Source organism: Leifsonia poae (genome assembly GCF_050632865.1).
GTDB classification, from domain to species: Bacteria; Actinomycetota; Actinomycetes; order Actinomycetales; family Microbacteriaceae; genus Leifsonia; species Leifsonia poae_B.
In genome coordinates, this window is record NZ_JBODSA010000003.1 from 1,386,340 (window position 1) to 1,409,151 (window position 22,812).

The window sequence follows — 22,812 nt, forward strand, 5'->3', positions numbered from 1 at the left end:
GTTCACCCGGGCTGGACCTCGGCGCGCTACTATGAAAGTAAGCTAGCTGATTGGTTTCTTAGCGAGGGAGTATTGTGTCGTCTCGGAAGCGCTGGGCAGGGCTCGTCTTCATCAGCATCGCCGTCGCCCTGATCATCGTCGACTCCACGATCGTCAACGTCGCCATCCCGTCGATCGTGGACGAGCTCCACATCGGCTCGACCGGCGTGCAGTGGGTGCAGGAGTCCTACACGCTCGTCTTCGCCGCACTGCTGCTGGTCTTCGGGACGCTGGCCGACCGCTGGGGGAGGCGGCGGATGCTGCTGGTCGGCGTCGCGATCTTCACACTCGCCTCCGTCGCCGCAGCGTTCGCCCCGACGGGGGCATTCCTCATCGGTGCCCGGCTGATCCAGGGCGTCGGCGGCGCGATGATCCTGCCGACCACCCTCTCGCTCATCAACGCGACCTTCCGTGGTCGCGAGCGGGCCCTGGCGTTCGCCGTCTGGGGCTCGACCATCGGCGGGATGACGGCACTCGGGCCGCTCCTCGGCGGCTGGCTGACCACGGCGTTCTCGTGGCGCTGGGCGTTCGGCATCAACATCCCGCTCGGCGTCCTGATCGTCGTCGGCGTGCTGGCGACGGTGCAGGAGTCGCGCGACACCCGGCATGCGGGGGGCGTCGACTGGATCGGCGCGCTGCTGTCGGTCGTGACCAGTGCGTCCCTCGTCTTCGGGCTGATCGAGGGGCGCACGTACGGCTGGTGGCTGGTCGACACCCGGCCGGCCGTCGGGGACTGGACGTGGCCCTGGGCGCTCTCGCCGGTGCCGATCGCGTTCGGGGTGGCGATCCTCGGCGGCGTGCTCTTCGTGCTGCGCGGGCGGGCGCGGCTGCGCGCGGGCCGGAGCACCATGCTCGCGCTCGATCTGTTCCGCATCCCGTCGTTCCGCAACGGGAACATCGCCGCGACGATCGTGTCCCTGGGCGAGTTCGGCATCGTCCTGGCTCTGCCGATCTGGCTGCAGAACGTGCTCGGCTACAGCGCACTCGACACCGGCCTCATCCTGCTGGCGCTCGCGATCGGCTCGTTCGTAGCGAGCGGATTCGCAGGCGCGTTCGGCAACCGCATCCCCGCGGTGACGGTCGTGCGCGTCGGCCTCGTGGCCGAGATCGTCGGGGTCGCGGGCCTGGGGTTCGTCATCTCGCCGACGACGCCGTGGGGCGCGCTGCTGCCGTTCCTCTTCGTCTACGGGTTCGGCGTGGGACTCGCGACCGCCCAGCTGACCGGTGTCGTGCTCCGGGATGTGCCGGTCGAGCAGAGCGGTCAGGGTTCCGGAACGCAGAGCACGGCCCGGCAGATCGGCTCGGCCCTGGGCATCGCGGTGCTGGGGACGGTGCTGTTCGCGTCCGCGACCACGGTGCTCGACAGCAGCCTCCAGGACCGCGGGCTCCCCGCCGCGCAGCGCGACGAGGTGGTCTCGGCGGTGATCGACAGCTCCGGCGCCGCCATCGCCGGCCTCGAGAAGGACCCGCGCACGGCACCGATCGCCGAGGATGCGAAGGCGGCCTTCAGCGACGGGACCCGATGGGCTGCGTTCGCCGCCGCGGGGTTCCTCGTCGTCGGTCTCGCCGCCACGCTGTCGCTCGGCAGCGGGCGCCGCGAGCACGACGGCGAAGACGCGCCCGAGGAGGCTGCGGCGGTCAGCCCCGCGCCTCCTGCACATCCCGCGCCTTGAGCGTGCGGTAGGTCGTGACGGGATGCGTCCCCAGCACGATCTTGCCGCGCGAGTGCAGGTTCTGGAGGTCGTCATAGGCGTAGCGGATCTCGTCCAACGGGTAGAAGCCCGAGATGAGGAGGGTGAACGCCCGCTCGTCTGCCAGCTGCGCCAGTCGCGCCAGCTGCGCCGTGCCGTGGGCCACGGACTCCGGGTCGTCCTGCAGCAGCCGCAGCTCGGTGTCGCGGCGATCCGCACTCGACCGGTAGCGGGACGCGGGCACACCCAGCGACTCCGCCAGCGCCCGTCCGTCCTGACCGAAGTTGTCGATGAGGGCGGTGACGCCGCCGGGCGCCTTCTCGCGGATGCGCTCCTCGATCGCCTCGCCGTAGCGCACGGGCGTGATGCCGAGCTGGCGGAGGTAGTCGAAGTTGCGGTCGCCGCAGGTGCCGATGACGCGCGCCCCGCGGTGCTTCGCGAGCTGCGCCTCGATGCTGCCGACGCCGCCCGCCGCCGCCGAGATCACGACGGTGTCTCCGGGACCGATGCGCAGGTCGTCGAGGGTGTCGAGCGCGGTCACGCCTGCGAGATACAGGCCCCCGGCGACCTCCCATGTCACATGCGGCGGCTTCGGCACGAGCGCCGCCACCGGCACGACGAGGTGTGTCGCGTGCGCGCCGCTGCGGACGTGACCGATCACCTCGTCGCCCTTCCGGAACCGGCCGGCTGCGTCTGCTGTTGCGACGATTCCGGCGAAGTCGCTGCCCGAGCCGCGCGGGAAGGGCTCGTCCGCCCAGGCCTCCTCGCGGCCGCTGCGGATGAACCCGTCGATGTGGTTGATCCCCGTCGCCACGATCTCGACCAGCACCTCGTCGGGCCCGGGCGTCGGGAGCGGGCGCGTGCGCTTCTCGAGCACGTCCACATCGCCGTTGCCGTCGTACTCGACGTACATCACCTCTCCGGACTTCCTCGCCATGGGATGCTCCTTCCGCGGGGGCCGCTGCGCCCGACGCCAGGATATGCCTAGCCAGGCTAGAAGCTCTATAGGCTACCGTTCAGGTTCAGTCCCATCCGGACTAGCGTGAAGGCGTGCTGATCTACTCGATGGGCGTTTCGGCCGACGGCTTCATCGCCGACGAGCAGGGCGGCTTCGACTTCACCGCGCCGGGCGACGAGCAGTTCCGGTTCCAGGTGGCCCAGATCGGCCGGCTCGGCGGCTACCTCATGGGGAGGAAGCTCTACCAGACCATGCGGGTGTGGGAGACGGACGACTCGCTGCGCACCCCCGGGGTGGCCACCGTCTTCGCCGACACGTGGGCCGCGCTCCCGAAGGTCGTGTTCAGCCACACCCTGACGTCCGTCGAGGGCAACGCGCGCCTGGCGACCGGGACCGTCGAGGAGGAGATCGCCGCGGCGCTCGCCTCATCGCCGGGGGACGTCTCCATCGGCGGCGCCGACTTGGCCGCAGAGGCCATCCACCTAGACCTCATCGACGAGTACCGCCTTTTCCGCTACCCCGTCGTGATCGGCAACGGGACGCGCTACTGGCCGCCGCTTGAACGGCGGATGCCGCTCACCCTGGTCGGCACTCGGACGTTCGGCGGGCGGGTCGTCTACGAGGAGTACCGCAGGCTCCGCTACGGGGTCACGCCGGATTCCGCCGCAGGTCCTGGGCCAGCATGACGATGATGCCGCTCGGTCCGCGCAGGTAGGTCAGTCTGTAGACGTCCTCGTACTGCGCGACGCCTCGCAGCGGCTCGCAGCCGTGGCGCGCCGCGATGGCGAGCGCCGCGTCCAGATCGTCGACCTGGAAGGCGACGCGGTGCATCCCGATCTCGTTCGGCAGCGTCGGGTCGGTCTCGATCGCATCGGGGTGCAGGTACTCGAACAGCTCGAGCCGGCCGGCGCCGTCCGGGGTCTGCAGCATCGCGATCTTCGCGTGGTTGCCGTCGAGGCCGACCGCGGTGTCGGCCCAGGCGCCGCTCACCGTGTCACGCCCGAGCACGGTCAGGCCGAGGGCGGTGAAGAACGACACGGCCTCCTCGATGTCGCGGACCGCGATGCCCACGTTCTCCAGCCGGATGTCCATGCTGCATGGTACGGCGAAGGGCCGCCGCCCGACGGGACGACGGCCCTTCGCTGCGCCCGCTAGGACTGCAGCCACTCCAGCAGGTCGGCGTTGATCGTGTCCGCCTGCGTGGTCGGCATGCCGTGCGGGAAGCCCGGGTACGACTTCAGCGTGCCGTTCTGCACGAGCTTGGCCGAGAGGGGGCCGGAGTCGGCGTAGGGAACGATCTGGTCGTCTTCGCCGTGCATGACCAGCACCGGGACGCTGATCTTCTTCAGGTCCTCGGTGAAGTCGGTCTGCGAGAAGGCGACGATGCCGTCGTAGTGCGCCTTGGCGCCGCCCATCATGCCCTGGCGCCACCAGTTCTCGATGATCGCCTCCGACGACTCCACACCCGGGCGGTTGAAGCCGTAGAACGGACCGGACGGCAGCGCCCGGTAGAACTCCGACCGGTTCTTGGCGAGCTGCGCCTGCAGGTCGTCGAAGACGCTCTTCGGCAGGCCGCCGGGGTTGTTCTCGGTCTGCACCATGATCGGCGGAACGGCGCTGATCAGCACCGCGCGCGCGACACGGTCTTCGCCGTAGGTGGCGATGTAGTGCGCGACCTCGCCGCCTCCGGTGGAGTGGCCGACGTGGATGGCGTCGTGCAGGTCGAGGGCTTCGACGACCGCGCGCAGGTCGGCGGCGTAGTGGTCCATGTCGTGGCCCTCGCCGGTCTGGGTGGAGCGGCCGTGGCCGCGGCGGTCGGCGGCGACGACGCGGTAGCCGTGCTGCAGGAAGAACAGCAGCTGCGTGTCCCAGTCGTCGGCCGACAGCGGCCAGCCGTGGCTGAAGACGATCGGCTGACCCGTTCCCCAATCCTTGTAGAAGATCTCGACGCCGTCTGACGTGGTGACTGTGCCCATGGTTTTCCTCCCGGATGAGCTTCGCGATGCTGTGGGTCGGTGCTGCAGAACGTGGATGCGCTCTCACCGTAACTTCGGCGCGTTATGGGATGCCAGGGTGCAGCGTTAACGGCAGATGACGAACGCCTCCCAATACGCTGTACGGCGCGGCCAGCGGCGGCCGCGGAATATACACGCTGTACATGCACAGGGCGCAGCCGCCCGCACTAGCCTTCCGGACATGAGCACGAACGCCGACGTCGAGGCCGAGCGGTCCAGCACCGTCCGGGATGCCGTGACGGCCATGCTCTGGACGGGGCCCATCCGCGGTTTCGAAGGACTCGACCCGGTCATCCTCGGGTACGACTGAGCCCCGAGAACGTCGCCCCCGTCGCCGCGCCGTAGACGAGGTGGGCGGCGAGATCCTTGCCCAGCGTCTTCGCGTCGTACTCCGTGATCGGCTTGTACAGGTGCATCGGCGGCAGGATCGCGTAGCCGGACAGCCACATCCCGACGCCGAGCAGCAGGCCGTAACCGGTGTGCGGTCGCCGAAGGGACCCGGCGAGCACCCCGTACGCGGTTGCACCGCCCAGCGCGTACGCCCAGTGCGCGATGTTGTTGAAGAGAGCCGCCCGGCTGTCGGGCAGGTCGGTCTCGAACAGGCCGTTCACGATCCTCCGGCCGACCTGCGCGGGGGCGGGGGCGCCGTCCCATCCGGTGACGTCGGCGGAGAACTCCCAGTCCGCGAACTCCTCCCGGCCGTGGCCGCGCCGGTACTGGAGGTACAGCCAGAGGTCGAAGGCGAGCGTGCCGACGACGCCGGCGGCGACGCCCCGGGCGATGCCGCCGACGGGTGTCTGCGGCCCGGAGGGCCTGCCGCGTCGGCCGCCGATCGCCGCAGCGAGGGCGACCGCCGATCCGGCGGCGGCCGCCACCCCGGTAAGCAGGCGTCGGGTCGTCCGTGCACCGCGCTCGGCGGCATCCGCTTCGCTCATGCGCCCAGGATGCCCGGCGCGGCGCCCGGATGGGAAGAACCGGTTACGACGTGCGCGTGGCCGCGATCACGGACGTCATGGTCCGGTGCAGGGCCCGGAGCTCGTCCGCGTCCATCCCCAGCCGCTGCATCATGGCCGCCGGGATGGTCTCCGCGTAGGAGCGCAGCTCGCGCCCGCGGTCGGTGAGCCGGATCTCCATCACGCGCTCGTCGGCCGCGGAGCGCCGCCGGATGACGTAGTCCAGCGCCTCCAGCCGCTTCACCAGCGGCGAGATGGTGGCGGGCTCCAGTGCCAGCAGCTCGGCGAGCCTGCGAACCGACAGGGGTTCGTTCTCCCAGAGGGCGAGCATCACCAGGTACTGCGGGTGCGTCAGCCCGACCGGCTCGAGCACGGGCCGGTAGGCCGCGATGACGGACCGGGCTGCGACCGACAGCGCGAAGCAGACCTGGCTCTCGAGGGCCAGCGGGTTCGCGTCCGCGCTCACGGGCAGTGGATGCGCGTGGAGGTGCGCGAGTCGGCGAAGCGCTCGATGCGGTGCTGGTCCAGCGGCTTGCCGCAGAGCGGGCAGGCGGCGTCGGCACGTCGCACGTCGGGCCCCTCGGGGTGGCCGGCGCCGAGCTGCGCCGGACCGGTGAAGGTGCGGACGACGTCGTTGGCGCGTTCGTAGAACCGCCAGAAACGGCCGGCCATGGTTCCTCCTGTGCTAATGATTAGGACGCTAACCATTATTGCACGAACGGTGCGACCTGCGCGAGAAGCGTCTGCACCCGGCGCTTGATCTCGTCGCGGATCGGGCGGACCTCCTCGAGAGGACGCCCGGCCGGGTCGTCCAGCTCCCAGTCCTCGTACCGCTTGCCGGGGAAGACGGGACACGTGTCGCCGCAGCCCATGGTGATCACGACATCCGACTCCTGCACCGCCTCGGTCGTGAGGACCTTCGGCGTGCTGCCGGCGATGTCGATGCCCTCCTCGGCCATCGCAGCGACGGCGACGGGATTGATCCGATCGCCCGGCTCCGAACCCGCGGAGAGCACATCCACGCGGTCGCCCGCCAGCGCCCGCAGGTAGCCGGCCGCCATCTGCGAGCGGCCCGCGTTGTGCACGCAGACGAACAGGACGGTGGGAATGCGCTCGGTCATACGTCGATTGTGCCAGCGCGCCTAGAATCGACGCGGTCGGCGCTTGCGAGTCCGCAATGGATGCCGGCCGAAGGGAGCCGACCCATGGACCTGACGCGACTGCTGGGCGTCGACACGCCGATCGTTCTCGGCCCGTTCGGCGGCCTGTCGTCGGTGGAGCTCACCGCGGCGGTCAGCGAGGCCGGAGGGCTCGGATCGTTCGGCCTGTACGGGCTCGGCCCCGAGCGGATCGCCGAGATCGCCCGCGAGCTGCGCGCTCGCACCGCCCGGCCGTTCAACCTCAACCTCTGGCTTCCCTTCCAAGCGCCGGGGAGCGTCCACCAGCAGAGGCCTTCGACCGTGCGGAGTTCGACCGCGCCGTCGAAGCGCTGCGCCCTCTCTTCGAAGCGGCGGGTATCGAGCCGCCGGCGTGGCCCGTGCAGCCGCTCCCGTCGTTCGACGAGCAGCTGGAGGCGGCGCTCGCCGCAGGGCCGGCGGTGCTGAGCTTCGTCTTCGGCGTGCCGCCCGCGGCGGTCGTCGAGGCGGCGCACCGCCGCGGCATCCGGGTGGTCGGCGCCGCGACGACGGTGCCGGAAGCGCGGGCGCTCGCCGACGGCGGAATGGACGCGATCGTCGTGACCGGCCTCGAGGCGGCGGGCCACCGCCCGGCCTTCCTGGCCGAACCGGAGCGCGGTCTCGTCGGCGGCCTCGCCCTCATCCCGCAGGTGGTCGACGCCGTCGACGTGCCGGTGATCGCGGCCGGAGGCATCGCCGACCGGCGCGGCGTGGCGGCCGCTTTCGCCCTCGGCGCGGCCGGTGTCCAGGTCGGGTCGGCCTTCCTCGCCACCCGGCAGTCGGCGGCTCCGGCAGTGCACCGGGAGCGCATCCGCACCGCCGACGCCCACGAGACGGTGCTCACCCGGGCGATGAGCGGCCGCGCGGCCCGAGGGTTGCCCAACCGCGCCGTTCGAACGATCGAGCAGGCCGGCGGGCGCGCGTCGTTCCCGCTGCAGAACATCCTCACCGGCGCCTTCCGCCGCCGCGCCGCCGAACTCGGCGACCCCGAGCTCCTGTCGCTCTGGATGGGTCAGGCTGCCGGCCTCGCACACTTCGACGACGCCGCTGAAGTCTTCGCCGAGCTCGCCGCAGGCATCCCGGACGCGCGCTCCTGACCCGTCGCCGCCACAATGGGAGCGTGCAGCAGCACCTGACGCGCGTCACCACGGCGGACGGCACCGGGATCGCCGTCGCGACGGTCGGCGATGGCCGCCCGATCCTGTTCGTCTCCGGATGGCTGAGCCACCTCGAGCTCGGCTGGCAGCTGCCGGAGGAGCGCTCCTTCGACGAAGCGCTTGCGCGCGGCGCCCGGCTCATCCGCTACGACCGGGCCGGATGCGGTCTGTCCGATCGCACCGATCGTCCGCCGTCGCTCGAGTTCGAACTCGAGCAGGTGGACGCGGTCGCTCGCGGCCTCGGCCTCGACCGGTTCGACCTCGTCGGCGCGTCCCTCGGGGCGCCGGTCGCCGTGGCATGGGCGGCCGCGCATCCCGAGACCGTCCGGCGCCTCGTGCTCTATGGCGGCTGGGCGCATGGCGAGGCCATCTCGCCGCCCAGCGCCCGCGAGCACATCCTGGCGCTGGTCGCCTCGCACTGGGGCCTCGGCTCGGACGTGCTCACCGACCTGTTCGCGCCGGATGCCTCCGCCTCGGCCCGCGCAGGGCTCGGACGCTACCAGCGTGCCTCCTCCGACGCCGAGACCGCTCGCGCGCTGCTCGAGCTGAGCTATCGGATGGATGTGCGCGCGCTCCTGCCGCAGGTCGCCGCCCCGACGCTCGTCGTCCACCGCGCCGAGGACCGCGCCGCACCCGTCGCGCAGGCGGAGGCGCTGGCCGCCGGCATCCCGGACGCACGCCTGACCGTGCTGCCCGGCCGCTCGCACCTGCCCTGGGCCGGGGACCCCGCCGAACTGGTCGCCGTCATCCGCCGCTTCCTGGGACTCCGCGTCGCGCGCACCGAATCCGGGATGCTGACCCCGCGCCAGCGGGAGGTGGCGGCGCTGGTCGGCGCCGGGCTCACGAATCGCGAGATCGCGGCCCGGCTGGGGATCGAGGAGCGGTCGGCGGAAGGGCATGTCGAGCGCATCCGCCTCCGACTCGGGGTGCGGTCGCGGGCGCAGATCGCGGCGTGGGACGCGGCGCAGCGTTGAGTGGGGTATTCCTACGCCTGTGCGGCGCGCGTCGAGTCGCGACGCTGGAGGCATGACAGAGACCACAGAGCGCTCCCCGTCGGCCTTCCACCAGCACGCGGGCCGCGGCGCCTTCAACGCCGCCTTCTTCGCGGCCGTCGGCCCTTATCTGAACGCTGCCCAGCGTCGGTACAAGGGGGCCGTCTTCGCCGACCTGCCCGAGGTCGTCGTCGAGTTCGGCTCCGGTGTCGGCGCCAACCTGCCGTACCTGACGCCGGGTGGGACGCTCATCGCGATCGAACCCAACCGCTCCATGCATGCGCGACTGCGGGCGGCCGCCGCGCGCCGCGGCGTCCACCTCGACCTGCGGGAGCGCACGGCCGAGGACACCGGGCTGCCCGACCGGAGCGTCGACACGGTGATCTCGTCGCTGGTGCTGTGCACGGTGACCGACCCGGCGGGTGTCCTCGCCGAGGTGCGGCGCATCCTGCGCCCGGGCGGGACGTTCCGCTTCGTGGAGCACGTCGTCGCGCCGGAGGGCACGCCGACCCGCACCGCGCAGCGGGTGCTGCGCCGGCCGTGGGCGTGGACGTTCGAGGGATGCTCGTGCGAGCGCGACCTCGAGAGCGCGGTGCGCAGCGCCGGCTTCGCCGACGTGGAGGTCGAGCGCTACCGCCTCCACACCCCGTTCGTGCCGTTCAACCCGCAGATCGCGGGCATCGCGCGGGCGTAGCTGTCACTGGTCGGTCAGTAGTCCTCGCGGCGGTCGCGCTCCGCGTCGGCGACCGGCTCGACGTCGGCGAGCTCTTCCAGCGCTGCGCGCAGCTGCTTCTCCAGCCACTCCGCCGAGGCGCCGCGCGCGACGGCGGCGTCGAGCTGGGTCAGGCGCTCCCGTGCGGAACCGTGCAGATCGTCCATCATGTCCTCCCGGCTTCCCGGCCCCGTGGGGCTGCTGCTCCCGAGGCTAGCGGCCGCCGCCCGGGATGGCGACGTCGTCGCCGCGCAGGATCGACGACATCTTCTTGCCGCGCGCCACCTCGTCCACCAGCTTGTCGAGGTACCGGATCTTCTGCATCAGCGGGTCGTCGATCTCCTCGACCCGGACGCCGCAGATCACGCCGGTGATGAGCGACGCGTTCGGGTTGAGGCGCGGCGCCTGGTCGAAGAACGTCTCGAAGTCGACGCGCTCGTCGACCGCTGCCTCCAACCCGTCCTGGTCGTAGCCGGTCAGCCAGCGGGTGACGGTGTCGACGTCTTCCTTGCTGTGTCCCTTCCGCTCGACCTTCGCGATGTACAGCGGGTACACGTCGGCGAACGGCATGGCGAAGATGCGTTGTGCTGCCATGCCGTCCACCGTAGCCGTCGACCGCGGGACGCGGGCTAGCGGACCTGCTGCGTCTCGCCCGGCTGCGTGCTCGGGCGGGAGCGGCGGAGGTAGTCGCGGGAGCGGGCGACCTGCTGGTCGAGCGCGTCCACCGTCTTCGCCATGCTGGCGATCGCGCCGGTGCGATACGTGTCGATGCTGTCCATGGTCGCGAAGACGTTGTCGAACGCGCGCTGCAGCACCTCCACATCCACCGCGGTCGAGGTCTGCTCCTTCTGCACCTGCTCGGTCTGCGTGCGCAGCACCTCGCCGGTGCGGCCGATCAGCGCGTTCGTGCTGTCATGCAGCGCGCCCAACTGGTCGATGACGAGCCGCTGGTTCTCGAGCGCCTGGGCGACTACGACGGCGGTGCGCAGCGCGGACACCGTGGTGGTCTTCGCGCGCTCGACGCCCTTGATGAGCTCGACGTTGTTCTTCTTGATCACGTCGAGAGCGAGGTACGCCTGCACCGAGACGGCGATCTGGGCCGTGAGGTCCTGGCGCCGCTGGCGGATGGGGAACAGCGCCTCCTTCTCGAGCAGCGTCGCGCGGTCGGGATCGGTCATGCGCAGCTCGGCCGCGGCATCCACCGTCGCCCGGTCCAGCGCGGCCGTCAGGACGACGTACTCATTGAGCCGTTCGGTCGTCTTCCAGAGGGAGGCGCGCTCCTTCTCGATCTCGACGTTGTCCTGGGCCAGCCACTGCTGCCCGTGGTCGAGGGCGGTGACGATGCCGTCGAGCTGCTTCTGCGCCGACTCGAACCGCTGCACGTACTGCCGGAGGCGGCGGCCTCCGGGCATGCGGGCGAGCATCCGGTTGCGTCCGGTGAGGTGCGTCGGGTCGAAGTCGCTGACCGTGGCGCGCAGGTCCTGCAGGGTTCGGATGACGCCGTACTGCGGGTCGGTGCGGATCGCCTTCCCCTTTGCCGCGGCCAGGGAGGTCGCAGGGCGGTTCAGCAGTTGGCGGGACGAATCGCTGGACGCCCGCATCTCCGCATCGCCCAGGTGCGAGAAGCCCGTGATCTTGCGGGTGAACGCGTCCGAGCCGGGCTCGGCGGCGGCCAGCTCGCGGATGAACTCGCGGGCGCGCGTCTCCAGCTCGGCCTCGCGCTCGGCGGAGACGGCGACCATCCCCACCGCTTGCTCCTCCGGCAGCTCGGGCACGGCCTCCGGCGGCCGCAGGTTCTCTTCGCGGGTGTCGCTCATGACTGATCCTCCCCATCGGACGACGATCTGAGGACACGATATATCGCGATTGCCGTCTTGGCGAGAGGTCGCAGAGAACGCTCAGCCGGAATGGCCGGCGCGCGCGTAGCGTTCCGGATGGTGAACGTCGAGGAGGAGCGCATGACCGACACGCAGCAGGGTCAGGAGACCGAGTTCTATGCGGGAGTGGCGGCGGAATTCCTGCAGCACTACGGCCGGGGACCGCGGTTCGTCGCCGTGACCGGCGTGCCGGACGCCGACCCGGCGCGGGTGGCGGACGCATTCGCGGCGGCGTTGCGCGACGCGGGCCAAGACGTCGAGCGTGCGACGCTCGCGAGCGGCACGACGGCCGACGCCTTCCGCGAGGACGTCGTCGCGCCCTTCCGCTCGCGCCAGGGCGTGCTCGTGGTCGAGGGCTCCGGGCTGCTCGCGCCGGAATTCCGCGGCTTCTGGAACTTCTCGTTGTGGGTTGAGCACGACCCGGAGCGGAGCCCCGACTGGTCGTTCGTGACGACCGGCCAGAAGGATCCGCTCGGCGCGCCGCGCGAGGTCGCGTCCGTCCTGCTGGACGACACCGACCCCGAGCGGCCGCGCCGGCTGTGGGCCGACTCCTGCTGACGCGAGAGTCGGCCCGACGTCGCCGCTAGGGGCGCGGGCGGTCGAAGCGAGCGCCCTCGGGCTTCGGCGGAAGCAGCAGCAGCACCAGCAGGATGATCCCGCCGACGAACGGGATCAGCCCGAGGAAGAAGAACGGGCCGGCGAAGTTCGCGTCGTGCAGCCGACGCCAGGTGAGGGCGAGGTGCGGGACGATCGTGCCGACGATCCAGCCGAAGATCAGCAGGGCGGGCAGCCAGAACAGCGGGCCGGGGTTCGTGCCGCCGTTGCCGTTCGGCGTTGCGCCGACGCTGCCGAGGGTGAGGGCCAGGACCTCGAGCACCACCGCGACGATGATGGTGACCAGGTACCACCACCAGTACTCGCTGCGGCTGGCGCGGCCGGTGAAGTCCGCGTACTTCTTGAAGAAGCGCTGGACGGCCTGGGGCAGCGTCGCACCGTAGAGCGGCGCCCAGAGTGGAGCCTCGCCCGCGGGCGAGGCGGGGAAGTGGTCGGATACTGCGGAGACGTCACGAGGAGTCCTTTCCAAACAGGTGTTCTGGTGAGGTGAAGCGCGCACAGTCAAGCGCATGCGTGCGTCCCGCGCTCCTTTCGTGACGCGGCGTGTCCGCCGCCGCCCCGGTCGGGGGAGCGTCACCCGAGCGAGTCGAGCTCTTCGTGGACGAAGCGCGCGAACTGCTCCGCCGCCGCCGACTGCGACCGCGTGCGGTTGCGGGCGAGGCCGATGATGCGGGTCGCCTCGTCGCGGAGCGGGACGGCGACGATGCCGGGTTCCGCGGGGGTGTCCGGGATGAGCGCGACGCCCACCCCGTCGCGGACCAGCCCGCGCAGGGTGGAGAGCTCCGTCACCTCGATGACCGGGTTCATCACCACGCCGTGCGCTGCGAAGTACGCGTCGGCGATATGCCGCAGGCCGGATCCGGTGCGGAGCGCCACGAGATCGTAGGGGTCGAGGTCGGGCACACTTACCGCGTCCCGGCCGGCGAGGGGATGCGCCTCGGGCACGCCGAGCACGAGCCGTTCGGCGGTGAGCGGCTTCCATTCGATGTCGGCGTCGCGCGGGTCGGGGCTGAGGAAGGCGAGGTCGGCGGCGCCGTCGCGCAGCGCGTCCAGGACGGTGTCGGCCGTGCCGCCGCGCAGCACGAACCGGATGTCGGGGAACAGTCCGCGGTACTCGCTGATCACACGGGGGATGAGCCACCCGCCGAACGACGACACGTACGCCAGCGAGACCGTGCCGCCGGACGGGTCGCGCAGCGCCTCGATGCGGGCGCGGGCGTTGTCGAGCTCCGACTCGGCGCGCACCGCGTGAGCGAGCAGGATCTCGCCGTACTGGTTGAGCTCCAGGTGACCGCGGCGGCGGTCGAACAGCTCGACGCCCATCTCCTGCTCCAGCCGGGCGAGGGATCGGGTCAGCGTCGACTGCGAGACGCCCAGAGTCTCCGCCGCGAGGGCCGGGTACCCCTCGGCGACCAGGGCCCGGAAGTGGGCGAGCTCGTCGATGCGCATGCCTCTCATCATGGCGCAAACCGAACGTCACCCGATCGGTGCTCAAATGAGCGTCCTACCCCCGTACGAGTTCTCTGTACGTTCACACACGAGAAACAGTCCCGTTTCACAGCTTCCCTAGCGTGGCCCGCGGACTCATCCCGCACCTCACCGACCGAGGAGAACAATGTCAACCAGATTCGGCAGGCTGGCGCGCGCCGCCGCCGCCGCGATCGCCGGAGCCGGACTCGCTGCCGGGGCGCTCGTCGCCACTCCCGCCTTCGCGACCACCGACGGCACCGGTGTCGTCATCAACGAGGCCTACCTCTCCGGCGGAAGCGCCGGTGCGGCCTACACCAACAAGTTCGTGGAGCTCTACAACCCGGGCGACAGCGCCGTCAGCCTCAGCGGCTGGAGCCTCCAGTACCGCCCGGCGACCGGCACCGCCGCGTCCACCGGCGTGGTCCCCCTGACCGGATCCATCGCTGCGAAGGGCTACTACCTCGTCGGCGGCGGCTCGAACGGCACGAACGGCCAGGCGCTCCCGACGCCGGATGTCGCGAGCAACGCCCTCAACCCGAGCGGCACCACCGGCACCCTCATCCTCGCGAAGTCCGCGTCGGCCCTCACGCTGCCGACCGGCTCGGTCACCGGCAACGCGAGCGTCGCCGATCTCCTCGGCTACGGCACCTCGAACACCTTCGAGACCGCGAAGGCCACCGCGCCGTCGGGCAACACCGACGTGAAGTCGCTGGTGCGCAACGCCGCGAAGGACACCGACGACAACAGCGCCGACTTCACCCTCAGCGCCACCATCACCCCGCAGAACGCGGCCTCCACCCCGGGCGACCCGGGCACGGGCGACCCCGGCAACGGGGACCCGGGAACGCCGGCCGACACGACCCCGATCGCCGAGATCCAGGGGACGGGCGACGCCAGCCCGAAGGCCGGCCAGACGGTCACCACGGTCGGTGTCGTCACCGCGCAGTATGCGACGGGCGGCTTCAACGGCTTCTACCTCCAGACCCCCGGCACCGGCGGCGCGGTCGACCTCGCGACGCACACGGCGTCCGACGCGGTCTTCGTGTTCGGCTCGTCCTTCGCCGGGACGGTCGCCGTCGGCGACTACGTGAAGGTCACGGGCGCGGTCAGCGAGTTCAACGGCCTCACCGAGATCACCGCGACCGCGGTCGCCAAGCAGGACGGCACCGGCATCGTCGCACCGACGCCCGCGACGGTCGGCCTGCCCGGCACCGCGGCGCAGCGCGAGAGCCTGGAGGGGATGCTGGTCGCACCGCAGGGCGCGTTCACCGTCACCGACGTCTACTCCGCCAACCAGTACGGCGAGATCGGACTGGCTGAGGGCGACAAGACGCTCGTGCAGCCGACCGAGGCCGCGCGTCCGGGCACCCCGGAGTACGCGGCCGTCGTCGCCGACAACGCGGCCCGCGCGGTCACGCTCGACGACGGAGCCTCGACCAACTTCCTGAGCAATGCGAACAAGTCGAAGCCGCTGCCGTACCTGTCGCTCGACAACCCCGTGCGCGTGGGCGAGCCGGTGACCTTCACCAAGCCGGTCATCCTCGACTACCGCAACAACGCCTGGAAGTTCCAGCCGACCTCCGAGCTCACCCCGGCGAACGCCGCGACGGTGCAGCCGGTCACCTTCGCGAACACGCGCACCGCGGCCCCGGAGAACGTCGGCGGCGACCTGCGCCTGGCGACGTTCAACGTGCTGAACTACTTCACCACCACGGGTGACCAGCTCAGCGGCTGCACGTTCTACACCGACCGCGACGGCAACCCGATCACGGTGAACAGTGGATGCGACGCCCGCGGCGCCGCGAACGCGGAGAACCTGAAGCGCCAGCAGGACAAGATCGTCGCGGCGATCAACGGCCTCGGCGCGGACGTCGTCTCGCTCGAGGAGATCGAGAACTCGGCCCGCTTCGGCGAGGACCGCGACTCGGCTCTCTCCACCCTGGTCGGCGCGCTCAACGCGGCCGCAGGCGGAGAGGTGTGGGCGTTCGTGAAGTCGCCGTCGCAGCTCCCCGCGACGGAGGATGTTATCCGCACGGCCTTCATCTACAAGAAGGCCAACGCGGTCCCCGTCGGCGACTCGAAGATCCTCGACGACCCGGCGTTCTCGAACGCCCGTCAGCCGCTCGCGCAGGCCTTCAAGAAGGTCGGCGAGAAGGATTCGCAGGCGTTCCTCGCCATCGTGAACCACTTCAAGTCGAAGGGCTCCGGCTCGGGCGCCGACGCCGATCAGGGCGACGGCCAGGGCGCGTCCAACGCCTCCCGCGTGAACCAGGCCAAGGCACTCGTCGCCTTCGCCGACGAGCGCAAGGCGGCGCTGAACACCGACAAGGTGCTCCTCATCGGCGACTTCAACGCGTACCTCAAGGAGGACCCGATCAAGGTCCTGACCGACGCCGGTTACGTCGACCAGGTCAGCACCCGCACCTCCAAGGCCACGTACTCCTTCGGCGGCACGACCGGTTCGCTGGACCACGTGCTCGCGTCGCCGGCGGCGAACGCGGCCATCACGGGCGCGGACGTCTGGAACATCAACTCGGGTGAGTCGGTGGCCCTGGAGTACAGCCGCTACAACTACAACGTCACGAACTTCTACGCGGCGGACCCGTACCGGTCCTCCGACCACGACCCGATCGTGGTGGGCCTGGGTCTCGCGGCCAAGCCCGTGACGCTGAACCTGATGAACATCAACGACTTCCACGGCCGGATCGACGCCAACACCGTGAAGTTCGCCGGCACCATCGAGAAGCTGCGCGCGGAGGCCGGCGAGTCGAACTCGCTGTTCCTCTCGGCGGGCGACAACATCGGCGCCTCCCTGTTCGCCTCGGCCTCGGCCGGCGACATCCCGACCCTCGACGTGCTGAACGCCCTCGAGCTCAAGACGAGCGCGGTGGGCAACCACGAGTTCGACAAGGGGTACGCGGACCTCACCGGCCGGGTGAAGGATGCGGCCGACTTCTCGTACCTCGGGGCGAACGTCTACCAGAAGGGCACCAAGACGCCGGCGCTGCCGGAGTACGCGGTGTTCGATGTGGACGGCCTGAAGGTCGGCGTCATCGGCGCTGTCACGCAGGAGACGCCCACCCTGGTCTCGCCCGGCGGCGTCTCGACGCTCGACTTCGGCGACCCGGTGGAGGCTGTCAACCGCGTCGCCGGTGAGCTCACCGACGGCGACCCCGCCAACGGCGAGGCCGACGTGCTGGTCGCGGAGTATCACGAGGGCGCGGGCTTCGGCACGCCCGAGGGTGCGACGCTCGATCAGGAGGTCGCGGCCGGGGGCGCCTTCGCCGACATCGTCACCAAGACCAGCGCCAAGGTCGCTGCGATCTTCACCGGTCACACGCACAAGCAGTACGCGTGGGATGCGCCCATCCCGGGCGTGACCGGCAAGACGCGCCCGATCCTCCAGACCGGCAGCTACGGCGAGAACATCGGGCAGATCACGCTGACGGTGGACCCGGAGACCGACGGGGTCACCGCGTACACCGCCCGCAACGTCGCCCGCACGACCGACGCCGACAGTGCACTGGTCGCCGCGTACCCGCGGGTCGCGGCCGTGAAGACGATCGTCGACAAGGCGCTCGCCGACGCGGCGGTCATCGGCAACCAGAAGGTCGGCTCGGTGACGAAGGACATCACCACCGCCTACCTGAACGGCGCCCGCGACGACCGGTCGAGCGAGTCCACCCTGGGCAACCTCGTGGCCGACTCGCTGCTGGCGACGCTGTCGCCGGCCGACCAGGGCGGCGCCGAGATCGGCGTCGTGAACCCGGGCGGCCTGCGTGCGGAGCTGCTGTACGGCACCGACGGATCGGTCACCTACGCCCAGGCCAACGCGGTGCTGCCGTTCGTGAACAACCTGTGGACCACGACCCTCACCGGGGCGCAGTTCAAGCAGGCGCTGGAGCAGCAGTGGCAGCGGGACGCGCAGGGCAACGTTCCGAGCCGGCCGTTCCTCAACCTGGGGCTGTCGAAGAACGTCCACTACACGTACGACGCCAGCCGGCCGGAGGGCGACCGCATCACCAGCATCCTGGTGAACGGTGCGCCGATCGACCCGGCGAAGTCCTACCGGATCGGGTCGTTCTCGTTCCTCCTCCAGGGCGGTGACAACTTCCGCGCCTTCGCGGCCGGGACCAACACCAAGGACTCGGGCCTCATCGACCGGGACGCCTGGATCAGCTACATCCAGAAGAACAGCCCGCTCTCGCCCAGCTTCGAAAAGCTCGGCGTCGGCGTGAGCGGCGTGCCGACCGGCACCCTGCAGCGCGGTCAGCTGGTCACCCTCCAGGTGTCCAAGCTGAACCTCACCTCGCTCGGCAGCCCGGCGAACACGAAGCTCGACCTCTCCTGGAACGGCACGACCGCCCTCGGCAGCGCGCCGGTGGACGCGGCCGGCAACGCGACCGTGACGTTCACCGTCCCGGCCGACGCCGCCGGTGCGAGCACCCTCGTGCTGACCGCTCCGGACTCGGGAACGACGGTCCGCGTCCCGCTCGCCGTGGCGGACGCCCCGACGAACCCGAAGCCGGGCACCGACCCGAAGGCGGCCAAGGAGTCGGCGCTCACCAAGGCGCTCGAGGACAAGGTCACCGTCGACAAGGACACCTACCGTCCGGGCGACACCGTCCTGGTCGCCGTCGGCGCGAAGCACGCCGGCGAATGGGTCTCGGTGTGGCTGTACTCGAAGCCGCAGAACATCAGCGGCGGCTGGGTGCAGGTCCCGGCCGACGGCGTGGTGAAGGTCACGCTCCCGAAGGACGCCGGCAACGGCCAGCACAAGCTGTCCGTGCAGAACGCGTCCAACGGGGTCGTGGGCTGGACCACGCTCAAGGTCAAGGCCGACAAGCCCTCGACGGGCATCCCGGCCCTCGACTGGCTCATCGACCTCCTGGACCGCATCTTCAGCTGGTTCTGACCTGATCGCCTAGCCGCCGAGCACAGGGAAAACGTCGCCGATCAGCCCGATCGGCGACGTTTTTCCTGTGCTCGCGGGCTGCGTCAGACCTCGAAGTAGAGGGGGTGGAGATGGCAGCCGGGGTTGAAGGGGGCGGCGCAGCGAGGGCAGGACTCGGCGGCCAGGTACTCGGCGATGGTCAGCTCGCTGCCGCAGACGCCGCAGAGGACGGCCTCGCGGTCGCGGTCGGCGATGGGCCACTGGCGGGCGGGGTGGTCGGCGGCCTCGGCGTGGCAGAGGTGGCACGGGTAGTACTCGCCGCAGCACGCGAAGCGGATCGCGATCACGTCGAGCGGCGAGTGGTAGTGGATGCAGCGGGTCTCGTCGTCGACGACCGGCCCGAGGACGCGCGGGCGGCTCATCGCACACCCCGCGCGGACAGCGCCTCGCCGAGCTGGTCGGCGTGCTTGAGCGACAGGATGAGGAACGGCACCGCGAAGAAGCGTACGCCCGGCCGGACGCCGCGAGCGCGCTGCGCCTCCCGCACCTCGCCTGCGAGGCGTGCGAGCACCGGGACCGTCGTGATCGTCACGGTCAGCAGAACGGCGGCGCGTTCGGAGTCGAACCGCAGCCGGTCGAGCGGGCGCAGCCCACGCTCCACCGCGTCCAGCAGGTCGGTCACACGGGTGGTCAGGGACAGGAGACCGGCCAGCAGCACCGCGGCGGTGACCCGGGTCGTGTTGGCGACGGCCGCCTCGGGCCCCAGGAAGATCAGCTGCAACGCCAGGGTGACGATGATCAGCCAGCGGAGCGCCACCGTCTGCCGGGCCAGCTCGCGCATCCCGAGCAGGCCGTCGCGCAACCCGGCGCAGGCGTAGACGACCACGACGACACCGGCGGCGACGGCGGCCGACCACCAGTGCGAGGGAAGGAGCGACACCGCGAGCACCAGCACCAGCAGGAGCAGCAGCTTCGGCCCGGCGGGCATCCGGTGCAGGATGCCGTTCCCCGGCCGGTAGAGGCTCAGCACGCGAGCACCGTCTCGTACTCGGCGATGACGTCCGCCGGACGCCCCACCGCCGCGACCGCGCCGCCCGCGAACAGCAGGGCGACGTCGCAGCGTGCCGCCAGCGCGAGGTCGTGCGTCACCAGCACGAGCCGGTGGCCGGCGTCGGCCAGGAGGTGATCCGCGACGAGTCGTGCGTTGCGCGCGTCGAGGTACGTTGTCGGCTCGTCGGCGATCACCAGCTCGGGCCGGCGCACGAAGGCCCCGGCCAGCGCGAGCAGCTGCTTCTGGCCGCCCGAGAGCTCGTGCGACGACCGCTCGCGCAGCTCCGAGAGCCCGAAGCGCGCGAGCGTGTCCTCCACCCGCCGCCGGGTCTCCTCCCGGCCCAGCCGGTCGGGGCGCAGGGAGAATGCGACGTCCTCCGCGACCGTCGGCATGACGATCTGCGCGTCGGGGTTGCTGAACACCACGGCCACGCGACGGCGCAGCTCGGTCGCCTGCCGCGCCGGGTCCAGGCCCAGGATGCGCGCGGTGCCGGCGGTCGGGGCGACCAGCCCGGCGGCCAGGCGCGCGAAGGTCGACTTGCCGGAGCCGTTCTCGCCGATGACCGCGATGGTCCGCGCGTCGAGGTCGAGGTCGACGCCGCGCAGGGCGTCCACGTCGCCCAGGCGCACGCCGACCCCGTCGAGCACGAGCGCGCGCGGCGTCACGGCACCCGGGGCTCGGCCGGCTCCGACGGGGTGGAGGCCTCGGCGGTGGGCGCCGTCGCCGGGCGCGGCGTCACCCAGTTCCGCCGGAAGGCCCGCGGGTACGCGCGCACCAGGGTCATCACGATCGCGGTCGCGATCACCGCCTTGGCCAGGTCGCCCGGCACGAACACCAGGGCGGACTTCGCGATCACGTCCAGCGGCAGCCGCAGCACCAGGCTCGTCACGGGCACGCCGAACGCGTAGACGACGAGGATGCCGCCCACGACCATCCCGAGCAGCGTGCGCCACCACACCGGCTTCCGGTTGCCCGCGTGGACGATGAGGCCGATCACGAACGCCCCGACGATCCAGCCGAACAGGTAGCCGGCGGTCGGACCGACGAACACTCCGAGGCCGCCGGTGCCGCCGGAGAGGAGGGGAGGCCGAGGGCGACGAGCGCGAGGAGGACGGCCATCGAGAGCGCGCCGAGCCACGGGCCCAGGATGGCGCCGGCCAGCATCACGCCGAGGGTCTGCGCGGTGATGGGCACCGAGCCGAAGACGCTGATGCCGCCGGGGAGGCCGAGGACGGCGACGATCGCGGCGAAGACGGCGACGCGGGCGAGGTCGGTGGCGTCGAGCCTGCGGCGGGCGGGGGTGGAGAGGGTCACGGGAGCATCCTTACCTGAACGGTGTTCACCTGAACAGCGTTCACTATACTGACGACGTGGCAGGGAACGAAACCGGACGACGGCACTCACGCGACGACGTGGCCGAGGCCGCGCTGCGCATCCTCGACGACCTGGGCCTGCCCGACCTGACGATGCGGCGCCTGGCGTCGGCGCTCGACGTGCAGCCGAGCGCGCTGTACTGGCACTTCCCGAACAAGCAGTCGATGCTGGCGGAGGTCGCCGATCGCATCGTCGCGGCCCGTCGACCAGCTGCTCTGCCCGACGACGCGCCGTGGCAGGACGCCGTGCGGGCCGAGGCGGACGCCCTCCGCGACGCGCTGCTGTCGTACCGCGACGGAGCGGAGGTCGTGTCCAGCACCCTCGCGCTCGGCCTCGGCTCGCCCGCGACGCTCGACCGCCTTGCTCGCGCCGTCGCTCGGGGCGGCTTCGACGCCGAGACTTCGCGGCGCGCCGCGACGGCTCTGCTCCACTTCGTGCTCGGTCACGTCTCCCACGAGCAGCAGCGCATCCAGTACGACTCGCTCGGCGTGCTCGCGGACCAGCCGGCATCGCCGCTCGACGAGGACGACCCGGCCGCGGCGTTCGCCTTCGGCGTCGGACTGCTCGTCGGCGGCCTGGAGCTCAGTCGCTCCCGAAGGTGACCTTCCAGCCGCCGACCACGTGGACGGCCAGGTTGTAGAGCGCCGCGAAGATCGCACCGAGGGCGGAGACGACGATGACCTCGAGCAGCGCGACCACCAGCGTGAACGTCATCACGTTCGGGAAGGTGAGCCCCGCGACGAGGTTGGCCCCCTGCGCTCCCGCGATGTCCTCGAGGAACGCGCTCACGCCCGAGACGACGCCGAACCGCTCCATGAGCGACCAGACGATCAGGCCCAGGACCATCGTGATCGCGGCGACGATGATGCTCACGAGGAACGACATCTTCAACGCCGACCAGAAGTCGATGTAGACCAGTCGCATCGTCGCGCGCCGGTTCTTCGGCTTGCCCTTCGGCGGCATACAGCATCCTCCCCAACCGCTTCCGCCGTCGCCGGCGCTCCCCGTCGGGCAAGTCTACGGGACGTCCGCAGCGCAGCCCGGCAGGGCGTGCTGTGAGCGAGCAGCGAGTTCATACCGATCGTCCGGTTATCCCGTAGAATGCATGAATGCCCGGCACGGCCGTAGCGGATTGGGGGCGCTGCGGCCGGGTCGGCCGCGTCCCCGGCTCAGCGGATGAGCTCGGGGAGGTCTCCCAGCGTCTCTCTCCGGCCTGGGGCCACGATGCCGGGCAGCAGCACGATCCACAGCTCGCGCACGCGCTGGAGCAGATCGGCACGGTGCGTGAACGTCTCCGATACCAGCTGCACGCCGGTGTACGACGCGACGACGACGCGGGACAGCACGGCCGCATCCAGATCCGCCCGCAGGTCGCCCTCCTCGACGCCCTGCCGGAACAGCTGTTCGGCCGTGCGCAGCCAGTCGCGGTACGGCCCGGTCACGGGGTCGTCGAGGGATGCCACATCGGTCGTCAGCCGGATGCCCGCCTGCACGACGGGGTCGGTGAGCAGCTGGCGGGCGAGCGCGGCGCTCAGCAGCACCATCGTCTCCAGCCCGGGGCGCCCCTCGGCGACGACGGCGCCGGCGGCTTCCATCGTCCTCCGGTGCTGCTCGTCGATGACGGCCCGCGCCAGCTCGTCCTTCGATGGGAAGTGGAAGTACAGAGCGCCCTTCGTGACGCCCGCGGCCTCCGCGATGTCCGCGATCGAGGCGAGCCCGTACCCACGCCGTCCGAACACCTGCGCCGCTCCGTCGACGATGGTGTCGCGCGTGACCTGCGCCCTCGCCTGCTTGATCATGATGCGCTCACGTTAATGCACAGTTCCTCTGTGCAGGATG

General features: G+C 71.1%; 27 protein-coding genes and 1 pseudogene. 10 read left to right on the forward strand and 18 right to left on the reverse strand.

Going from position 1 to position 22,812, the window contains the following annotated elements; genetic code table 11:
- Positions 1 to 74: 74 nt before the first annotated feature.
- Positions 75 to 1,712 (forward strand): MFS transporter, encoded by a 1,638-nt coding sequence (locus tag ACRAWB_RS17265; RefSeq protein WP_431354442.1) that lies wholly within the window; start codon positions 75 to 77, stop codon positions 1,710 to 1,712.
- Here ACRAWB_RS17265 and ACRAWB_RS17270 read toward each other — a convergent pair.
- A complete protein-coding gene (locus ACRAWB_RS17270; protein WP_431354443.1) occupies positions 1,678 to 2,667 on the reverse strand; it encodes an NADP-dependent oxidoreductase in 990 nt (329 codons plus the stop codon). The two genes, ACRAWB_RS17265 and ACRAWB_RS17270, sit on opposite strands and share 35 nt — an antisense overlap.
- Positions 2,668 to 2,780: 113 nt before the next feature.
- On the opposite strand from ACRAWB_RS17270, the gene ACRAWB_RS17275 reads away from it, so the two are divergent.
- Positions 2,781 to 3,374 carry a dihydrofolate reductase family protein gene (locus ACRAWB_RS17275; RefSeq protein WP_431354444.1) on the forward strand — a complete coding sequence of 198 codons (594 nt, stop codon included), beginning with the start codon at positions 2,781 to 2,783 and terminating at the stop codon, positions 3,372 to 3,374.
- On the opposite strand, the gene ACRAWB_RS17280 is transcribed toward ACRAWB_RS17275, so the two are convergent.
- Together ACRAWB_RS17280 and ACRAWB_RS17285 are read right to left on the reverse strand one after the other, a co-directional pair.
- Positions 3,337 to 3,780 carry a VOC family protein gene (locus tag ACRAWB_RS17280; protein ID WP_431354445.1) on the reverse strand — a complete coding sequence of 148 codons (444 nt, stop codon included), beginning with the start codon at positions 3,778 to 3,780 and terminating at the stop codon, positions 3,337 to 3,339. The genes ACRAWB_RS17275 and ACRAWB_RS17280 overlap by 38 nt on opposite strands.
- Before the next feature lie 59 nt (positions 3,781 to 3,839).
- Entirely contained in the window at positions 3,840 to 4,664 is an 825-nt protein-coding gene (locus tag ACRAWB_RS17285; RefSeq protein ID WP_064109857.1) for an alpha/beta fold hydrolase, read from the reverse strand.
- A 220-nt stretch (positions 4,665 to 4,884) separates the two neighbouring features.
- Between ACRAWB_RS17285 and ACRAWB_RS17290 the strand changes: the two genes are divergently transcribed.
- Entirely contained in the window at positions 4,885 to 5,013 is a 129-nt protein-coding gene (locus ACRAWB_RS17290; RefSeq protein ID WP_431354446.1) for a hypothetical protein, read from the forward strand.
- On the opposite strand, the gene ACRAWB_RS17295 is transcribed toward ACRAWB_RS17290, so the two are convergent.
- From ACRAWB_RS17295 to ACRAWB_RS17310, 4 genes are read right to left on the reverse strand one after another with little or no spacing between them, the layout of a single operon-like run.
- Positions 4,994 to 5,638, reverse strand: a complete 645-nt coding sequence (locus ACRAWB_RS17295) for a hypothetical protein (RefSeq protein ID WP_431354447.1) — start codon at positions 5,636 to 5,638, stop codon at positions 4,994 to 4,996. The two genes, ACRAWB_RS17290 and ACRAWB_RS17295, sit on opposite strands and share 20 nt — an antisense overlap.
- Before the next feature lie 43 nt (positions 5,639 to 5,681).
- Positions 5,682 to 6,122, reverse strand: coding sequence for a MarR family winged helix-turn-helix transcriptional regulator (locus ACRAWB_RS17300; RefSeq protein WP_431354448.1), 441 nt, complete (start codon positions 6,120 to 6,122; stop codon positions 5,682 to 5,684).
- Positions 6,119 to 6,328, reverse strand: a complete 210-nt coding sequence (locus ACRAWB_RS17305; protein ID WP_363805487.1) for a hypothetical protein — start codon at positions 6,326 to 6,328, stop codon at positions 6,119 to 6,121. The genes ACRAWB_RS17300 and ACRAWB_RS17305 overlap by 4 nt, the downstream gene beginning before the upstream one ends.
- A gap of 35 nt (positions 6,329 to 6,363) precedes the next feature.
- Positions 6,364 to 6,777, reverse strand: coding sequence for an arsenate reductase ArsC (locus ACRAWB_RS17310; RefSeq protein ID WP_431354449.1), 414 nt, complete (start codon positions 6,775 to 6,777; stop codon positions 6,364 to 6,366).
- Positions 6,778 to 6,861: 84 nt separating this feature from the next.
- On the opposite strand from ACRAWB_RS17310, the gene ACRAWB_RS17315 reads away from it, so the two are divergent.
- Genes ACRAWB_RS17315 through ACRAWB_RS17330 form a run of 4 tightly spaced genes read left to right on the forward strand, consistent with a single transcriptional unit; the run spans position 6,862 to position 9,674 of the window.
- Entirely contained in the window at positions 6,862 to 7,260 is a 399-nt protein-coding gene (locus ACRAWB_RS17315) for a nitronate monooxygenase (protein ID WP_431354450.1), read from the forward strand.
- The gene (locus ACRAWB_RS17320) at positions 7,194 to 7,928 is read left to right on the forward strand and encodes an NAD(P)H-dependent flavin oxidoreductase (protein WP_431354451.1); all 735 of its coding nucleotides are present in this window, start codon (positions 7,194 to 7,196) and stop codon (positions 7,926 to 7,928) included. Before ACRAWB_RS17315 ends, ACRAWB_RS17320 begins: the two co-directional genes overlap by 67 nt.
- Before the next feature lie 23 nt (positions 7,929 to 7,951).
- The gene (locus ACRAWB_RS17325) at positions 7,952 to 8,962 is read left to right on the forward strand and encodes an alpha/beta fold hydrolase (protein WP_431354452.1); all 1,011 of its coding nucleotides are present in this window, start codon (positions 7,952 to 7,954) and stop codon (positions 8,960 to 8,962) included.
- A gap of 52 nt (positions 8,963 to 9,014) precedes the next feature.
- Entirely contained in the window at positions 9,015 to 9,674 is a 660-nt protein-coding gene (locus ACRAWB_RS17330) for a methyltransferase domain-containing protein (protein ID WP_431354453.1), read from the forward strand.
- Positions 9,675 to 9,688: 14 nt separating this feature from the next.
- On the opposite strand, the gene ACRAWB_RS17335 is transcribed toward ACRAWB_RS17330, so the two are convergent.
- The 3 genes from ACRAWB_RS17335 to ACRAWB_RS17345 are packed head-to-tail and all read right to left on the reverse strand — an operon-like array spanning position 9,689 to position 11,509.
- Complete coding sequence (locus ACRAWB_RS17335; RefSeq protein ID WP_431354454.1) at positions 9,689 to 9,862, reverse strand: hypothetical protein; 174 nt, start codon at positions 9,860 to 9,862, stop codon at positions 9,689 to 9,691.
- Between the two features lie 43 nt (positions 9,863 to 9,905).
- Entirely contained in the window at positions 9,906 to 10,286 is a 381-nt protein-coding gene (locus tag ACRAWB_RS17340) for a DUF2200 domain-containing protein (protein ID WP_431354455.1), read from the reverse strand.
- Between the two features lie 35 nt (positions 10,287 to 10,321).
- Positions 10,322 to 11,509 carry a toxic anion resistance protein gene (locus ACRAWB_RS17345; protein ID WP_431354456.1) on the reverse strand — a complete coding sequence of 396 codons (1,188 nt, stop codon included), beginning with the start codon at positions 11,507 to 11,509 and terminating at the stop codon, positions 10,322 to 10,324.
- Positions 11,510 to 11,650: 141 nt separating this feature from the next.
- Here ACRAWB_RS17345 and ACRAWB_RS17350 point away from each other — a divergent pair, with 141 nt between their 5' ends.
- Positions 11,651 to 12,127 (forward strand): hypothetical protein, encoded by a 477-nt coding sequence (locus ACRAWB_RS17350; RefSeq protein WP_431354457.1) that lies wholly within the window; start codon positions 11,651 to 11,653, stop codon positions 12,125 to 12,127.
- Positions 12,128 to 12,152: 25 nt separating this feature from the next.
- On the opposite strand, the gene ACRAWB_RS17355 is transcribed toward ACRAWB_RS17350, so the two are convergent.
- Both ACRAWB_RS17355 and ACRAWB_RS17360 read right to left on the reverse strand, forming a co-directional pair.
- Positions 12,153 to 12,695: a DUF805 domain-containing protein gene (locus tag ACRAWB_RS17355; RefSeq protein ID WP_431354458.1), complete on the reverse strand. Its 543-nt coding sequence runs from the start codon at positions 12,693 to 12,695 to the stop codon at positions 12,153 to 12,155.
- 62 nt (positions 12,696 to 12,757) lie between these two features.
- Complete coding sequence (locus ACRAWB_RS17360) at positions 12,758 to 13,633, reverse strand: LysR family transcriptional regulator (protein ID WP_431354459.1); 876 nt, start codon at positions 13,631 to 13,633, stop codon at positions 12,758 to 12,760.
- Positions 13,634 to 13,799: 166 nt separating this feature from the next.
- Between ACRAWB_RS17360 and ACRAWB_RS17365 the strand changes: the two genes are divergently transcribed.
- Complete coding sequence (locus ACRAWB_RS17365; RefSeq protein WP_431354460.1) at positions 13,800 to 18,569, forward strand: ExeM/NucH family extracellular endonuclease; 4,770 nt, start codon at positions 13,800 to 13,802, stop codon at positions 18,567 to 18,569.
- Between the two features lie 83 nt (positions 18,570 to 18,652).
- Here the strand turns inward: ACRAWB_RS17365 and ACRAWB_RS17370 are convergent, their stop codons facing one another.
- From ACRAWB_RS17370 to ACRAWB_RS17385, 4 genes and pseudogenes are all read right to left on the reverse strand, one after another.
- Positions 18,653 to 18,970: a CHY zinc finger protein gene (locus ACRAWB_RS17370; protein WP_431354461.1), complete on the reverse strand. Its 318-nt coding sequence runs from the start codon at positions 18,968 to 18,970 to the stop codon at positions 18,653 to 18,655.
- Positions 18,967 to 19,578: an energy-coupling factor transporter transmembrane component T gene (locus ACRAWB_RS17375; RefSeq protein WP_431354462.1), complete on the reverse strand. Its 612-nt coding sequence runs from the start codon at positions 19,576 to 19,578 to the stop codon at positions 18,967 to 18,969. Before ACRAWB_RS17375 ends, ACRAWB_RS17370 begins: the two co-directional genes overlap by 4 nt.
- Positions 19,572 to 20,264: an energy-coupling factor ABC transporter ATP-binding protein gene (locus ACRAWB_RS17380; RefSeq protein ID WP_431354463.1), complete on the reverse strand. Its 693-nt coding sequence runs from the start codon at positions 20,262 to 20,264 to the stop codon at positions 19,572 to 19,574. Before ACRAWB_RS17380 ends, ACRAWB_RS17375 begins: the two co-directional genes overlap by 7 nt.
- Positions 20,261 to 20,913, reverse strand: a pseudogene (locus ACRAWB_RS17385) (biotin transporter BioY). Before ACRAWB_RS17385 ends, ACRAWB_RS17380 begins: the two are co-directional and overlap by 4 nt.
- A 56-nt stretch (positions 20,914 to 20,969) precedes the next feature.
- On the opposite strand from ACRAWB_RS17385, the gene ACRAWB_RS17390 reads away from it, so the two are divergent.
- A complete protein-coding gene (locus tag ACRAWB_RS17390) occupies positions 20,970 to 21,575 on the forward strand; it encodes a TetR/AcrR family transcriptional regulator C-terminal domain-containing protein (RefSeq protein ID WP_431354464.1) in 606 nt (201 codons plus the stop codon).
- On the opposite strand, the gene ACRAWB_RS17395 is transcribed toward ACRAWB_RS17390, so the two are convergent.
- Both ACRAWB_RS17395 and ACRAWB_RS17400 read right to left on the reverse strand, forming a co-directional pair.
- Positions 21,556 to 21,936, reverse strand: a complete 381-nt coding sequence (locus ACRAWB_RS17395; protein ID WP_431354465.1) for a DUF3566 domain-containing protein — start codon at positions 21,934 to 21,936, stop codon at positions 21,556 to 21,558. The two genes, ACRAWB_RS17390 and ACRAWB_RS17395, sit on opposite strands and share 20 nt — an antisense overlap.
- Before the next feature lie 206 nt (positions 21,937 to 22,142).
- Positions 22,143 to 22,772: a ScbR family autoregulator-binding transcription factor gene (locus tag ACRAWB_RS17400; protein WP_431354466.1), complete on the reverse strand. Its 630-nt coding sequence runs from the start codon at positions 22,770 to 22,772 to the stop codon at positions 22,143 to 22,145.
- Positions 22,773 to 22,812: the final 40 nt, after the last annotated feature.